The sequence below is a fragment of the Streptomyces saintjeani genome (genome assembly GCF_055409605.1).
Window position 1 is genome coordinate 5,780,009 of record NZ_CP189624.1, and the last position, 14,095, is coordinate 5,794,103.

Sequence of the window (14,095 nt, forward strand, 5' to 3'; positions counted from 1 at the left end):
GCGTCACACCGAGTCAGAGGGAAGGAACACGGAATGCGACGCCTCGTTCTGTCGAAGGCGCTGGTCAGCGCGGCAGCAGTGGTCGGTCTCGCCGCCGGGGGGCTCGCGACGGCGGCCCCGAGCTTCGCGGCGCCGGCCACGCAGGAGCGGGCGGTGGCGGCCGAGTCGGCCTCCACGCACGCTGTCGTCAACTTCGGCCTGAGCCGTGCGCAGGCCAAGAACGTCCAGCGCTGGCTGGCCGAGTTCTGGGGGTACGACGACGCCGTCGACGGCCTGCTCGGCGCCCAGAGCTGGAAGGCGTACCAGCGCTGCCTCCAGAACTGGGGCTACACGGGCCCGATCGACGGAATCGTCGGCGACGGCACGATCAGGGCGCTGCAGACCCAGTTGCAGTCGACGTCGGGTTACACCGGCCCGATCGACGGGTACGTCGGTCCGCTGACCCGGGCCGCGTTCGCCCGGTTCGCCGACGCCCACGCCTAGAGCCGGCGTATCAGGAGGGACCCTTCCGCAGCGCCGACCCCGTGCGCCGACCCACCACCCCGTCCGCGTCCAGTCCCGCGCGCTTCTGGAAGGTGACGACCGCGCCGTGGGTCAGCGGGCCGAAGTCGCCGTCCGCCTTGCCGGCTTCGGGGATTGCGTGCAGGTTCCGCAGCAGGCACTGGAGTTCACGGACCTGGTCGCCGCGTTTGACGGTGAAGTCCCAGGTGCCGTTCCAGTCGGCGGTGTAGCCGCTGCCGTACGTCGGGTCGGAGCGCAGCGCGGGTCTCTCGCAGGTCGGCGGGGCCGAGGTGGTCGTCTCCTGGTCGCGCAGGGCCGCGTACGTCGCGGAACCGGCCCCCAGCAGGGCCACGGCGAGCGCGGCGGCGAGGACGGGTCGCCGCCGGCGCAGCGGGCGCAGGCGGGGGAGGCGGGCCGAGCGGGTGGTGCCCGCCGCCGACTCCACCCGGCGCAGCAGCTCCTTCGCGGTGATGCGTGAGCTGTGGTCCGGCGTCAGGCAGTCCCGCACGATCTCCCGCCACTCGGCGGGGAGTTCGGCGCTGAGGCGCAGCTCCTGCGTGCCGCGGGCGTGAGGCAGGGCCGCGTCCGTGCGGGCCCGGGGGCGCCCGGGAGGGGGTGGGTGCCGGTGAGGAGTACGTGGGCGAGGATGCCGAAGGCCCAGGTGTCGGCGCCGGGGCGGATGAGGGTGCCGCGTTCGCTCACCTCCGGCCAGAGGAGCTCCGGCGGGGTGTGGTCGGGGGTGGTGAAGAGGGGTGCGTAGGCGTGGGTGCCCTCCAGTTCCGCCGCCGTGCGGAAGTCCGCGAGCCGTACCGAACCGTCCTTCGTCAGCAGGACGTTGGCCGGTTTCAGGTCGCCGTGGACCCAGCCCGCGTGGTGCGGCTGGTGCAGGCCCTCGCAGATCTGGGCCAGGACCTGAGGGGTTCGTAGCGGGAGGGTGTCCAGGGAACCCTCGGCGCGTTCGAGGACGAGGACGGTGGCGCCGTCCAGCTCCGGCCGCTCGGGGTGCTCCACCGTCACGACGTCGTGCACCCGGATCAGCCGGGGCCTCCAGCCGGCCCGGTGCGACCTTGACGTGCTCACCGGCGCCCTCGGGGTTCTCGACCCCGTACGGCTGGCCTCGCTGTGGTTGCTGAGCAGCCAGAACGTACGGTCGGGAACGATCTCGTCGGCGACCCGGGGCACCCCCTCGTGCGCGATGACGAGTCCGTCGCCCGCCCTCCCGAACGGCAGCCGGTCCCCCGCACCGAGTCTGATCTGGCCGTTCGCGCTCGCACACGACGGTGGTACGACGATGAGGCTGTGCCTGGAGTCGTCCCCTTTCTCCGGGCAAGCCAGGGGGCTCGGCCCCCCGATCCGGTGGGCCTGAGAGTAAGGAGAGCTTGGTGGTGTCCGCCACGCTTTGCCCGACAACGCGATATCCGCGGGGGCGAACAGCACTCAGGCGTGCACGCCCGGAGCCGGTCCGGGGGTGCACGCCTGAGGGTCGAACCCGCCGGCCGCGTTACCGGTTGTGGATGACCATGGTCTTGGACGCCTTGTCGTGCCAGCCCTGCTGGCGGCCCGACTTGTCCCAGAACGGGGACAGGTAGACGAGGAGCTGCCCGATGCCGCAGGCGAAGCCGCCGACCAGCGGGATGACCCAGCGGATGAACGAGGACCCCATGCCGGGCTTCTGGCCGGTCTCGACGTTCACGACCCGCAGCCCCACGGCGAGCTTGCCGAGGGTGGCGCCCTTGAGGCCGACCATCAGCCACTCGTACACGAAGCTGACGACGGTCAGCAGGAGGGCTATCGCGGTGAACTTGCCCACGATGTCGCTCGCGGCGTCGTTCACGCACGCCTCGTAGACGGCCGAGGAGGCGTTCGCGTCACAGTCGTTGACGGAGCTGACGCTCCCCGCGAGACCGGCGATCGCGAAGGCCAGGTACACGACGAAGATGATGGCGCCGTCGATGAGGCGCGCACCGAGGCGGCGGCCCATCGACGCGACCTGCGGGGCGCCGGTGTTGTAGCCGGGCGGCGGGTAACCGCCGGGGCTCTGCGGGTAGCTCGGGTACCCCTGCGGCGGCTGCTGCCCGTACTGCTGCTGGTCCTGGGGGTAGCCGTAGCCCTGCGGGGGCTGGCCGTATCCGGGCTGCTGCGGCTGGCCGTAGCCGCCGGGCTGCGGCTGCTGGGGCTGCTGGCCGTAGGGGTTGCCGGGCGGCGGCGCGCCGAAACTCATGGCTGGATTCCTCCGTTGGACTACGCGGGGACGGCGCGGGCAAGGCGGAGGAATGTCGATTCATGAGCGGTTCTTCCCCCGACCTGACCGCTGATGTGCGGTTTTCATCGTTGATGGTCGGACGAGTTCTTGTCCAGCCCGATTCGCCGGGTGTTGTGCAAGTGCAACATCGGCGACAGGAGTGACCGGATTGGAAGCGGGGACCCGTCATCCGCGAGGATGGCCGCATGACCGCCCAGATTCTCGATGGCCGGGCCACCGCGGCCGAGATCAAGTCGGAGCTGACCACGCGCGTGGCGGCGCTGAGAGACCGGGGCGTCACGCCCGGCCTCGGCACCGTCCTCGTCGGTGACGACCCCGGCAGCCGCAAGTACGTCGCCGGCAAGCACCGGGACTGCGCGGAGGTCGGCATCGCCTCCATCCAGCGTGAACTCCCCGCGACGGCCACGCAGGAGGAGATCGAGAAGGCCGTCCACGAGCTGAACGAGGACGCGTCCTGCACCGGCTACATCGTCCAGCTCCCGCTCCCCGCGGGCATCGACGAGAACCGCATCCTCGGCCTCATGGACCCGGCCAAGGACGCGGACGGCCTCCACCCCACCAACCTCGGCCGCCTCGTCCTCGGCGAACCCGCCCCCCTGCCCTGCACGCCGAACGGCATCCTCACGCTCCTGCGCCGCCACGGCGTCCGGATCGACGGCGCGGAGGTGGTCGTCGTCGGACGCGGCGTCACGATCGGCCGCCCGATGCCGCTGCTGCTGACCCGGCGCAGCGAGAACGCGACGGTGACGCAGTGCCATACGGGTACGAGGGATCTGGCGGCGCACCTGCGGCGGGCGGACATCGTCATCGCGGCGGCGGGGTCTCCCCACCTGGTCCGCGCGCAGGACGTGAAGCCGGGGGCGGCTGTTCTGGACGTGGGGGTGTCGCGGGGGGCCGACGGGAAGATCGTCGGGGATGTCCATCCCGACGTGCGTGAGGTCGCCGCGTGGATCTCGCCCAACCCCGGGGGAGTGGGCCCCATGACCCGCGCGCATCTGCTGGTCAACGTGGTCGAGGCGGCGGAGCGCGGTGCCGGGCGATAAGGGGGAGGCCGAGAAGGGGGTGGCCGGGGAGAAGGCGGCCAGGGCCAGGGCGGGGACGGTCGGAGCGGGTGTGCCCGCGACCGAACCTCCGGCGGCAGAACCTTCCGCAACCGAACCTTCCGCGGCCGAGCCTTCCGCAACCGAACCTTCCGCGGCCGAGCCTTCCGCAACCGAACCCCCCACCGCCGGCCTCTCTGCAAGTGCGGCGTCCCGGCCGCGCGACACTGGACAGCAGCATACGAACGATCGAGGCGAGGAGCCCGTGGCCGAAGAGGCAGTCAACCGGCGTGGCAGCAGGCGGTTTCCGCGGATCACGCGGGACACGGCGCGGCCCGAGGGGAGTGGGCGGGCGGTCGCCGGGGCGTCGTCCGTGCCGGCGCGGCAGTGGCCGATGCTGGCGGTGTTCGGGACGGTGGCGCTCGGGCTGCTGATCACCGCGCTGGACCAGTTCCGGGTGGGGACGATCCTCATCGGGGTGGCGTTGCTGGGCGGGGCCGTCCTGCGGTGGCTGCTGCCGGGCGTGGGGATGCTGGCCGTGCGGTCGCGGTTCACCGACATCGTGACGTACGGGGTGCTGGGGCTGGCGATCGTGCTGCTCGCGCTGATGGCTCAGCCGAACCCGCTGCTCCAGATCCCCTTCCTCAAGGACACCCTGCACTTCACGGTCAAGACCTGAGGCCCTGTCGACTCGTCGACGATTCCCTCCCGGTGCCTGTCGATTCCGGCGCTGAACCGGACTAACGTCTCTGAACGGGACGGACTGTCACTGGGGGGACACGATGGCTCGCTGGAAGCCTCTGCCGGACGAACTCGACCCGCGGATGGTCGAGTTCGTCGTCCACATGCGGCGTGCGGTCGACCGCGGCGGGCTGAGTACGACGGCGCTGGCCGAGCACACGGGCTACAGCCGCACATCGTGGGAACGCTTCCTGGACGGCCGCCTCCTGGCCCCCCGCCGGGCGGTCGACGCCTTCGCCGAGGCCACGGGGATCTCGCCGGTCCACCTCACGACGTTGTGGGAACTCGCGGAACAGTCCTGGAACCCCGGCTCCCACGACCGTGCGACCACTCAACTCCGGGTGCCTCCAACGGCGTTGCCGACGAGGGAGGTGGGCGGCCCGACGGAGGGGAACTCCTGGGGGCTGGCGGGGTACAAGGGGCCGTCGAGGGTGGGGGGTTCGGGGGAGAGCGGGGGGAATGGGGAGGTGAGGGCCGGGAGTTCGGTGGATGGGAGCGCCAAGGAGGCGGTGGAGGACGGGAGTTCCGTCGCTACGGCCGTCCGTTCCGAAACCGGCGTCAAGTCCGTCCCCCGCTGGCTCACCTTCGCCGCAGGGGCGCTCGGCGTCGTCGCCCTCGCCGGTGCCGCCTTCCTCCTGACGGACAGCGGCCCCGACGACACCCCCACCGCCGCCGCCAACTCCCCCTCCCCGAGTCCCCGCCCCACCCTCCCGCCCGGCGTCACCTGCAACGGCCCCACCTGCACCGGCAAGGACGCGGAGACGACGGGCTGCGCCGACGACCTCGTGACGACAACGGCGAGCACGAGGGTCGCCGGGACACGGGTCGAGGTGCGGTACAGCAAGACGTGCGGGGCGGCGTGGGGGCGGATCGTGCAGGCGAGGCCGGGGGACGTCGTACAGGTCGAGGTGGGCGGGACCCGGCAGCGGGGCGAGATCACGGCGCCGGGCGACACGATCGCGTACACGCCGATGATCGCGGTGCGTACGCCGGGGGAGGCGAGGGCGTGCACGGAACTGGCGTCGGGGAGGAGAGGGTGTACGTGACGAGCCACAACGAATCCGCCCCCGATCACCGGACGGCACCCAGTCTTTTAGGGGCGCGGGGAACTGCGCGACCAGCCACAACGAACCCGCACTCCGCCAAGCACAGCCCCACCCCCTCGGAACCCGCCCCCTCACAAACCCGAGCCCGAAAATTCCGGCCCCCCGTGTTTGTCCCCCCGACTCCGGGGCACGCGCACTACAACCCCACGGGAGCCCGGCTCGCCCGGCCGCCGCACCCGTCCTGGCGGTCGTCGGTCACTCCTCTCCCGGACCGGCGACCGCCATCGCGTGTACCCACCCCTCGCGTACCAAGATCTGTGGGCTGAGCCACACAACCCCGCGCACCCCCCATCCCGGATGCGCGATAGCCTGACCGCTGGATTCTCTTGATGCCAAGAGATCGATCATCCGGGGCAGGGACGCCCCACCGCCAGCTGTCATACGGAGAACGCCATGACCCGCACTCCCGTGAACGTCACCGTCACCGGCGCGGCCGGCCAGATCGGTTACGCCCTGCTCTTCCGCATCGCCTCCGGCCAGCTGCTCGGCGCGGACGTGCCGGTCAAGCTCCGCCTCCTGGAGATCACCCCGGCGCTGAAGGCCGCCGAGGGCACCGCCATGGAGCTGGACGACTGCGCGTTCCCCCTGCTCCAGGGCATCGACATCACGGACGACCCGAACGTCGCCTTCGACGGCACGAACGTCGCCCTCCTCGTCGGCGCCCGCCCCCGCACGGCCGGCATGGAGCGCGGTGACCTCCTCTCCGCGAACGGCGGCATCTTCAAGCCGCAGGGCAAGGCGATCAACGACCACGCGGCGGACGACGTCAAGGTCCTGGTCGTCGGCAACCCGGCGAACACGAACGCGCTGATCGCGCAGGCCGCCGCCCCGGACGTACCGGCCGAGCGCTTCACGGCGATGACGCGCCTGGACCACAACCGCGCGCTGACGCAGCTCGCGAAGAAGACCGGCACGACGGTCGCCGACATCAAGCGCCTCACCATCTGGGGCAACCACTCGGCGACGCAGTACCCGGACATCTTCCACGCGACGGTCGCCGGCAAGAACGCGGCCGAGGTCGTCAACGACGAGCAGTGGCTCGCCGACGACTTCATCCCGACCGTCGCCAAGCGCGGCGCGGCGATCATCGAGGCCCGTGGCGCGTCCTCCGCCGCGTCCGCCGCGAACGCCGCGATCGACCACGTCCACACGTGGGTCAACGGCACGGCCGAGGGCGACTGGGTCTCGATGGGTATCCCGTCGGACGGTTCGTACGGCGTCCCCGAGGGCCTCATCTCCTCCTTCCCGGTCACCACGAAGGACGGCGTGTACGAGATCGTCCAGGGTCTGGAGATCAACGAGTTCTCCCGCGCCCGCATCGACGCGTCCGTGAAGGAGCTGGAGGAGGAGCGCGAGGCGGTCCGCGCGCTCGGCCTGATCTGAGCCTGATCGGTTACGACCGATTCCCGGCCCCTGGGTGACCGTACCGTCGCCCGGGGGCCGGTGTTTTTGGCGAACCGGGGCCGCTGTACTGGTCGTTCGGGCACCGTAGGGCAACCGAACCCTCAAGACAGGGCAATTGGCATGTCTGCCCACCCCCTCAACCGGGCACGGTACGTGCATGACCGATTACCAGGACAACCATCCGGCCTACCTCACCTTCCGGATGACCGTCCCGGAAAGCCCCCTCGCTCAGTTCGCGGACCAGGAAGCGTGGCGGGCACGGGACCGGTACCCGCAGGTGATGGGGTTGGGGCTGCCGGAGTTCTTCCACATGGGGGAGTGCGAGCAGGGGGGTTGGGAGGTGCTGGGGTACGGGAACATCACTCCCCAGGGCTCCCGCGACTCCCTCGGCAGTCACTTCCGCATGCACGCGAAGGAAGCGCAGGACGCCGGCGACGAGAAGAACCGCCGCAAGTGGATGGCGGCGGCGAAACGCATGGACCGCGAGGTCGTGAACGACCTGACCGTCCAGGGCCGCCGCTACCGCATCGTCCGGGTCAGCCGATTCCTGCGGATGGGCCCCAACGGCCCCGAACCGCCCCGCCCTTCGGACCGCGACACGGGCGAGGTCGGCGGCGGTGACGTCCCCGGCCCGAAGGACAAGGGCCACATCGTCGACGTCTTCGCCTGGACCGGCCTCTCCGAAGGCATCCTGAAGATGGAACTCGTCGACTACGTGAACGCCCGCGACCACACGACGGAGGAGGGGTACGAGGACTCCCGCAAGGCCCGCCGCGAGTACCCCGGCGGCGTCCTGATGCCCCCCGTGTTCACGGTCTCCGAGCGCCGCGACGGCCAGTGGGGCGCGTTCAACATCGCCTCCTCGTACGCGACAGCGCAAGGCGCCCGCGACGCCCTCGCCTCGTACCTCCGCCTGCACGGCCCGTGGGAACTCGGCCTCGACGAGGAGACGAAGGCCGAGTGGGCGGCCCACGCCGACCGGCTCGACGAGACCCGCGCCAACGCCCTCGTCGTGGACGGCGTCCGCTATCGCGTCACCCGCGTCGAACGCCTCGTCCGCATGGGCCCCGACGGCCCCGAGCCGCCCCGCCCCTCCGACTACGACCCCGAGGAACCCTCCGACGTCCAGGTCAAGCGCCTCAAGGACGCGGGGCTGTGGAAGGACGAGGAGGACGACACCCCGCCCGACCCGGAGATCAGCGCGCAGATGGAGGAGTACCGCACCTTGTGGGAGGCGGAACGCGCGCGCAAGAAGGCGTGGCGGAAGGCGAGGGGGATGCGGGACCTGGACAAGTAGGTGCGCCGGGGACGCGCGAAGGGTCTCAAGTGACGTCCGCTGTCGTCGCTTTCACACCCGTCTCCTTCCGGCGCGTCCCCCTGAACTCCGTCACCACCAAGGCCGTCGACACCAGCACGGTGATCCCCACGACCCGCAGCGCCGACCCCATCCCCGACGCGAGGTCGGTGTGGTGGGCCAGCAGCGTGCCGGACACGGCGACGCCGAGCGCCGCGCCGATCTCCCGGGCGGACGTGCCGAGCCCGGAGCCGAGGCCGGTCTGGTGCGGCGGGAGGGACGTCGCGACGCCCAGAGTCAGCGCCGGCATCGCCAGCCCCGTACCCGCCGAGATCGTCAACAGCCAGCAGGCGTACAGGAGATACGGCGTTCCCGCGTCCGCCGTCGACGTCCCCAGCAGGCCGAGGCCGATCAGTGCGAGGCCCGTGCCGACCACCGGACGCGGGTGCGCGGACCAGCGTGCCGCGAACTTCGGGACCAGTGCCATGCCGACGATCACGGGGAGGATCGCGACGCCGGTGACACCGGGCCCGTACCCCTTGACCTCTTGCAGGTACTGCGAGTTGACGAAGAAGAGGGCGAAGAGGCCGAAGAACCCGGTGGCCAACCCGAGGACGGTGGCGCGGAGTTGGGGGGAACGGAAGAGGCGGGGGTCGAAGAGGGGGGCTCTGTACGAGGGGTGCGCGGCCAAGTTCGTTTTCTGATCAATGAGTTCGCCCCGGCGTGCCGCCCTCACCGACCTCCCCGCGAACCCCCCGATCAGCCCGGCACCCACCCCGAACGCCGCCAGGATCACCCCCGACGTCCACCCGTGCTCAGGGCTCTCGATGATCCCGAACAGCACCGCCACCAACCCGGCGGTGAGCAGCAACGTCCCCACCGGATCAAGGGAGTTGCGCGGCGAGCGGGGCGTGCGCGGGGTCGTCACCGCAACGGCGATCGCCAGCAAACCGGCAAGCGGCACCATCGCCCCGAACAGCGCCCGCCACGTGAGGAACTGCCCCACCAGCCCGCCCCCGAGGTTCCCCGCCATCCCGCCCAGCCCGATCGCCAGCGTCCACGACGCCATCGCCTGCGCCCTGCGCGCGGGCCCCGCGAGGTGGACGACGAGGGACATCGTCGCCGGCGTGATGAGCGCGGCGCCGGCGCCGGAGATCCCCCGCCCGGCGATGAGCAGCGCGGGCGTCGGGGCCGACGCGCTGACCCCGGCCCCGATCGCGAACAGCGCGAGCCCGGCGAGAAGGGCGCCCTTGCGCCCGTACCGGTCCCCCAGCGCCCCCGCCGGGATCAGCAACCCGGCGAACGCGATGACGTACGCGTCGACGGTCCACAGGATCTCGGCGTGCGAGGGCCGCAGATCCGACGCCGCGAGCTGCGGGATGAGGAGGTTGATCGCGGCGACCATGCTCTGCGCGACGAGCACGCAGGCGCACAGCGCGAGGAGGGTCGAGCGTTTCAGGGCGGGCGCGGACACGGCTCCTCCAGGGAGCTGGACGGTGTGGGATTCCCGGGTGCTTTCACCGTAGGCTCGACCCTGTCCTGCCTTCCAGTGCAACCTTCGCAAGGGATGAATGCGCGTGACGCAATCCGTGGACCTCAACCTGCTCGTCGCGCTGGACGTCCTGCTGGAGGAGCGCAGCGTCCAGGGCGCCGCCCGGCGCCTGCACCTCTCCGAACCCGCGATGAGCCGTACCCTCGGCCGCATCCGCACGGCACTCGGCGATCCGGTGCTGGTCAGGGCCGGCCGGCGGATGGTCCCCACACCGCGCGCGCTCGCCGTCCGCGCCGAGGTGAGTACGGTCGTCGAGCGGGCCCGCGCGTTGTTCACCCCGGCCGACACCGACCTCCGTACCGTCGTACGGACCTTCTCGATCCTCGGCCACGACGCCATAGCGGCGGCGCACGGGCCCGCCCTTCTCGCGCGTGCCGCCGCCGAGGCGCCCGGCATCCGGCTGCGGTTCCTCAGCGAGAGCCACCTCGACGCGCCGTTCCTCCGGGAGGGCACCGCCGACCTCGAAGTGGGCGTCGTCGACAGCACATCGCCCGAGGTGCGGACCGAACCCCTCGTCGAGGACCGGATGGTCGGGGTCGTGCGGGCCGGACACCCGTTGCTGGACGGGGAGTTGACGCCCGAACGGTTCGCCGTCGAGGCCGACCACCTGACCGTGTCCCGACGCGGCAAGCTGCACGGGCCGGTTGACGCGGCGCTCGCCGAACTCGGCCTGCAACGCAGGGTGGTGGGGAGCGTCGGCTCGCTGCCCGCGTCGCTCTTCGTCCTCCGCGACACCGACCTCGTCGGACTCAACACGGGGTGGGGGCTGTCGCTGGCGCGGACGTTGGGGCTCGTCCACTTCGAAGTACCGCTGCCGCTCCCGCCGTTGAAGCTCGGGATGGCCTGGCATCCGCGCTACGACGCCGATCCCGCGCACGCGTGGCTGCGGAGGCTGGTGCGGGAGTGGATGCGCGGCGCACTGCCCGAATAGCGGCGCACCGCCCGAATGGTGGAGCACCGCCCGAACAGGTGAGGGTGCCCCCCGGACGATTCAGGTACGTCCGGAAGGCACCCTCGGGAGAGCCGGCCCGCCGGATCGGGGTGGAGACGAGAGCGGCTGAACCCGATCCGCCGGCCCGGCAAGGTCAGGCCGGTGGCGCGAGACCCGCCGCGATCTCCCGCAGCGCCGCCGTGGCACACCGCTGCATCCCCGGCCCGAACGTCACCCGGGTGGCCCCCAGCGTGCCCAGGTCCGCGGGTGTCGGGCCGTCCTCAAGGTCGCCGAAGACGTTGATCGGCCCCTTGATCCCCGCCCGCAGCAACGGCAGCGCGACCGGGGGCGCGAGGATCGGGTACACGCAGTCCGCGCCGGCCGCCACGTACAGCGCGGCCCGCTCGATCACCGCCTCCGGGGAGGCGACACCGCGTACGAAGGTGTCGATGCGCGCGTTGACGAACAGACTCCCGTCCGCCACCGCGCACACCTCCGCGAGCCAGTCGGCGTGCTCGTGCGGGTCCTTGAGGACTTCCCCACGTGAGTCCTCAAGGTTGCACCCCACCACACCGGCCTCCAGGAGCCGTGCCACCAGCTCCCTCGGCGCCAGCCCGTACCCGTCCTCGACATCCGCCGACACCGGGACGTCCACCGCGCGCGCGATCCGCGACACCGCGGCGAACATCTCCGGGGCCGGGGTCTTCCCGTCCGCGTACCCGAGGCTCGCCGCCACCCCGGCGCTCGGCGTCGCCAGCGCCGGGAACCCCGCGTCCGCGAACACGCCCGCGCTCACCGCGTCCCACGCGCCGGCCAGGACGAGGGGGTCGTCCGGGCGGCGCCGCGAGTGCAGCGCGCGGAAAATCTCCGCCTTGCTCATCCGGCGTCCACCGGCCGGGCCGAAGGTCTCCGCCCCGCTCATCCGGCGTCCTCCGGCCGGTACGTCCCCGCGACCATCCTCGTCGTCACGCCGATCCTGTTCCACGCGTTGATCACCGTGATCACCGAGATGAGCCGCGCCAGCTCCGTCTCCCCGAACAGCTTCGCCGCGTTGCCGTACACCTCGTCCGACACCGGGCCCTCCGTCAGCCGCGTCATCGCCTCGGCCAGCTCGAACGCCGCGACCTCGCGCTCGGTGTAGAAGTGCCGGGACTCCTCCCACACGGTCAGCTGCATCAGCCGCTCGACGCTCTCACCGTTCGCCAGCGCGTCCTTGCTGTGCATGTCCACGCAGAACGCACACCCGTTGACCTGCGAGACCCGCACCTTGACGAGGTACCTGAGCGTCGCGTCGACGCCCTGCTGCGCCGCCGCGTCCAGTCTCACCAACGCGCGATAGACCTCCGGCACCCTCTCCGCCAGCACCATCCGCGGACAGTGCGCCGCCCGCTCCCGCTCCGCTGCGCTCATGCGACCGACCCTAAGATCCAAGCAGCCCACGGATATGGTCCATTCCGTGACCGAAAACGTGGGCCAATCGGGAGGGGCCGAGAGTGGACGAGAACGGTGACGAGCCCGTCGTCATGACCGGCCTGGCCGGTATCCCCACCTCCGAGGCCGTGCCCGTGTACGACAACGCCGGTCCCGACGAGCCCCACGAAGCGCCCCCCGCCCCACCCCCCGTCGGCCTCGGCATCGACCTCCACCTCGTCCCCACCGGCCCCCATCTCCGGCGCGGACTCACCGACGCCCTGCGGGAGGCCGTACGGAGCGGCCGGCTCGGGCCGGGGACGCGGCTGCCGTCGTCGCGGGCGCTCGCCGTCGATCTGGGGATCGCCCGGAACACCGTCGCCGACGCGTACGCCGACCTCGTCGCCGAGGGGTGGCTGACCGCGCGGCAGGGGTCCGGGACCCGGGTCGCCGAGCGGGCCGTGCCACAGCGGGCGGCCAGGGGCGGCGGGCACCGGCGGGCTCCCGGGAGGCCGCGGTACAGCCTGCTGCCCGGCAGCCCCGACCTCGCCGCGTTCCCGCGCGCCGAGTGGCTCAAGGCGGCCCGGCGGGCCTTCACCGCCGCACCGAACGACGTCCTCGGGTACGGGGACCCCCGCGGCCTGCCCGAACTGCGCGCCGCGCTCGCCGGCTACCTCGCCCGCGTACGCGGCGTCCGCACCGACCCCGAGCACCTCCTCATCTCCACCGGCTTCTCCCACAGCCTCCGCCTCCTCGGCGAACTCCTGCACGCGCGCGGCGTCCGCACCCTCGCCGTCGAGTCGTACGGCCTCCCGCCCCACTGGGCGATCCTCGAACGCACCGGCCTCACCACGACCCCCCTCCCCTTCGACACCCACGGCACCCGCGTCGAGAACCTGCCCGTCGATGCGGGCGCCGTCCTCCTCACCCCCTCCCACCAGTTCCCCCTCGGCGTCGCCCTGCGCCCCGAGCGCCGCGCGGAGATCGTCGACTGGGCACGCCGCAGCGGCGGGCTGATCCTGGAGGACGACTACGACGGCGAGTTCCGCTACGACCGGCAGCAGGTCGGCGCGCTCCAGGACCTCGCCCCCGACCACGTCGTCTACCTCGGCACCGCCAGCAAGTCCCTCGCCCCCGGCCTGCGCATCGCCTGGCTGGTCCTCCCGCCGTCCCTCACGGCCGAGGCGGCCCGCCTGAACGGCGCCCAGTCGACCAGTGTCCTGGAGCAGTTGACCCTCGCCGAGTTCATCGAATCCGGCGCGTACGACCGCCACGTACGCGCCTCCCGCCTCCGCTACCGGCGCCGCCGCGACGACCTGGTCACCGCCGTCACCACCCACGCACCCGACGTCCGCGTCACCGGCATAGCCGCCGGCCTCCACGCGGTCCTCAGCCTCCCGCCGGGCACGGAGGACTCGGTCATCCACGCGGCGGCGTGGCAGGGCCTGGCCCTCTACGGCCTGACCCGCTTCCGCCACGCGACCCTCGACACGCCCCGCGACGCCCTGGTCGTCGGCTACGGAACGCCGTCGGACCACACGTGGCCGGCGGCGCTGGCGGCGCTGTGCAGGGTGCTGCCGTGAGCCCGCGCCGGGCTCAGGGAGCCCAGGGAACCGAGGGTTCCCGGCCCGGGAAGAAGTCCGCGACCGACGTGCCGCCCGCCGCGACGGCCCGGCGGTGGACCGCGTCGGCGTCCTCGACGTACAGGCGGAGGAAAGCCGGGGTCGGGGGCCACTCCGGGCGGGTGTCGAACATCATCACCACCGAGTCGCCGATACGGACCTCCGCGTGGACGACGGAGCCGTCCTCGCCCTTGAGACAGGTGAGTTCCTCGGCGTCACGGTGGTGCAGCC

At 72.1% G+C, this 14,095-nt stretch carries 13 protein-coding genes and 2 pseudogenes; 8 read left to right on the forward strand and 7 right to left on the reverse strand.

The window, feature by feature from the left end:
* Positions 1-33 precede the first annotated feature (33 nt).
* Positions 34-483, forward strand: coding sequence for a peptidoglycan-binding domain-containing protein (locus ACQCO7_RS26385; RefSeq protein ID WP_464074126.1), 450 nt, complete (start codon positions 34-36; stop codon positions 481-483).
* Positions 484-493: 10 nt separating this feature from the next.
* On the opposite strand, the pseudogene ACQCO7_RS26390 reads toward ACQCO7_RS26385, so the two are convergent.
* From ACQCO7_RS26390 to ACQCO7_RS26400, 3 genes and pseudogenes are all read right to left on the reverse strand, one after another.
* A pseudogene (locus tag ACQCO7_RS26390) lies at positions 494-1,563 on the reverse strand (protein kinase domain-containing protein); the annotation flags it as partial.
* Positions 1,541-1,836 (reverse strand): annotated as a pseudogene (locus ACQCO7_RS26395) (hypothetical protein); the annotation flags it as partial. The pseudogenes ACQCO7_RS26390 and ACQCO7_RS26395, both read right to left, overlap by 23 nt.
* 166 nt (positions 1,837-2,002) lie before the next feature.
* On the reverse strand, positions 2,003-2,722 hold the full coding sequence (locus ACQCO7_RS26400; protein ID WP_464074127.1) for an RDD family protein: 720 nt from the start codon (positions 2,720-2,722) through the stop codon (positions 2,003-2,005).
* 227 nt (positions 2,723-2,949) lie between these two features.
* Here ACQCO7_RS26400 and ACQCO7_RS26405 point away from each other — a divergent pair, with 227 nt between their 5' ends.
* The 5 genes from ACQCO7_RS26405 to ACQCO7_RS26425 all read left to right on the forward strand — a co-directional run bounded on the left by ACQCO7_RS26405 (position 2,950) and on the right by ACQCO7_RS26425 (position 8,352).
* Positions 2,950-3,807 (forward strand): bifunctional methylenetetrahydrofolate dehydrogenase/methenyltetrahydrofolate cyclohydrolase, encoded by an 858-nt coding sequence (locus ACQCO7_RS26405; protein ID WP_075733253.1) that lies wholly within the window; start codon positions 2,950-2,952, stop codon positions 3,805-3,807.
* 70 nt (positions 3,808-3,877) lie between these two features.
* Positions 3,878-4,483, forward strand: a complete 606-nt coding sequence (locus ACQCO7_RS26410) for a DUF3017 domain-containing protein (protein ID WP_464077292.1) — start codon at positions 3,878-3,880, stop codon at positions 4,481-4,483.
* Positions 4,484-4,586: 103 nt separating this feature from the next.
* Positions 4,587-5,591, forward strand: coding sequence for a helix-turn-helix domain-containing protein (locus ACQCO7_RS26415; RefSeq protein ID WP_464074128.1), 1,005 nt, complete (start codon positions 4,587-4,589; stop codon positions 5,589-5,591).
* A 453-nt stretch (positions 5,592-6,044) separates the two neighbouring features.
* On the forward strand, positions 6,045-7,034 hold the full coding sequence (locus ACQCO7_RS26420) for a malate dehydrogenase (RefSeq protein WP_464074129.1): 990 nt from the start codon (positions 6,045-6,047) through the stop codon (positions 7,032-7,034).
* A gap of 178 nt (positions 7,035-7,212) precedes the next feature.
* Positions 7,213-8,352, forward strand: a complete 1,140-nt coding sequence (locus tag ACQCO7_RS26425; protein WP_464074130.1) for a DUF5954 family protein — start codon at positions 7,213-7,215, stop codon at positions 8,350-8,352.
* A gap of 25 nt (positions 8,353-8,377) precedes the next feature.
* Here ACQCO7_RS26425 and ACQCO7_RS26430 read toward each other — a convergent pair whose 3' ends face one another.
* Entirely contained in the window at positions 8,378-9,823 is a 1,446-nt protein-coding gene (locus tag ACQCO7_RS26430; protein WP_464074131.1) for an MFS transporter, read from the reverse strand.
* A 97-nt stretch (positions 9,824-9,920) separates the two neighbouring features.
* On the opposite strand from ACQCO7_RS26430, the gene ACQCO7_RS26435 reads away from it, so the two are divergent.
* Positions 9,921-10,832: a LysR family transcriptional regulator gene (locus ACQCO7_RS26435; protein WP_464074132.1), complete on the forward strand. Its 912-nt coding sequence runs from the start codon at positions 9,921-9,923 to the stop codon at positions 10,830-10,832.
* A 154-nt stretch (positions 10,833-10,986) separates the two neighbouring features.
* Here ACQCO7_RS26435 and ACQCO7_RS26440 read toward each other — a convergent pair whose 3' ends face one another.
* Together ACQCO7_RS26440 and ACQCO7_RS26445 are read right to left on the reverse strand one after the other, a co-directional pair.
* Positions 10,987-11,712 (reverse strand): isocitrate lyase/PEP mutase family protein, encoded by a 726-nt coding sequence (locus ACQCO7_RS26440; RefSeq protein ID WP_464077293.1) that lies wholly within the window; start codon positions 11,710-11,712, stop codon positions 10,987-10,989.
* A 38-nt stretch (positions 11,713-11,750) separates the two neighbouring features.
* Positions 11,751-12,242 carry a carboxymuconolactone decarboxylase family protein gene (locus ACQCO7_RS26445; protein ID WP_464074133.1) on the reverse strand — a complete coding sequence of 164 codons (492 nt, stop codon included), beginning with the start codon at positions 12,240-12,242 and terminating at the stop codon, positions 11,751-11,753.
* An 83-nt stretch (positions 12,243-12,325) separates the two neighbouring features.
* On the opposite strand from ACQCO7_RS26445, the gene pdxR reads away from it, so the two are divergent.
* Entirely contained in the window at positions 12,326-13,825 is a 1,500-nt protein-coding gene (gene pdxR, locus ACQCO7_RS26450) for a MocR-like pyridoxine biosynthesis transcription factor PdxR (protein WP_464074134.1), read from the forward strand.
* 13 nt (positions 13,826-13,838) lie between these two features.
* On the opposite strand, the gene ACQCO7_RS26455 is transcribed toward pdxR, so the two are convergent.
* Positions 13,839-13,997 (reverse strand): hypothetical protein, encoded by a 159-nt coding sequence (locus ACQCO7_RS26455; protein WP_464074135.1) that lies wholly within the window; start codon positions 13,995-13,997, stop codon positions 13,839-13,841.
* Positions 13,998-14,095: the final 98 nt, after the last annotated feature.

Coding starts and splice junctions, on each gene's coding strand:
- ACQCO7_RS26425 (WP_464074130.1), top strand. CDS start 7,213: ATGACCGATTACCAGGACAACCATCCGGCCTACCTCACCTTCCGGATG.
- ACQCO7_RS26385 (WP_464074126.1), top strand. CDS start 34: ATGCGACGCCTCGTTCTGTCGAAGGCGCTGGTCAGCGCGGCAGCAGTG.
- ACQCO7_RS26435 (WP_464074132.1), top strand. CDS start 9,921: ATGCGCGTGACGCAATCCGTGGACCTCAACCTGCTCGTCGCGCTGGAC.
- ACQCO7_RS26420 (WP_464074129.1), top strand. CDS start 6,045: ATGACCCGCACTCCCGTGAACGTCACCGTCACCGGCGCGGCCGGCCAG.
- ACQCO7_RS26455 (WP_464074135.1), bottom strand. CDS start 13,997: ATGTTCGACACCCGCCCGGAGTGGCCCCCGACCCCGGCTTTCCTCCGC.
- ACQCO7_RS26400 (WP_464074127.1), bottom strand. CDS start 2,722: ATGAGTTTCGGCGCGCCGCCGCCCGGCAACCCCTACGGCCAGCAGCCC.
- ACQCO7_RS26405 (WP_075733253.1), top strand. CDS start 2,950: ATGACCGCCCAGATTCTCGATGGCCGGGCCACCGCGGCCGAGATCAAG.
- ACQCO7_RS26440 (WP_464077293.1), bottom strand. CDS start 11,712: ATGAGCAAGGCGGAGATTTTCCGCGCGCTGCACTCGCGGCGCCGCCCG.
- ACQCO7_RS26445 (WP_464074133.1), bottom strand. CDS start 12,242: ATGAGCGCAGCGGAGCGGGAGCGGGCGGCGCACTGTCCGCGGATGGTG.
- ACQCO7_RS26415 (WP_464074128.1), top strand. CDS start 4,587: ATGGCTCGCTGGAAGCCTCTGCCGGACGAACTCGACCCGCGGATGGTC.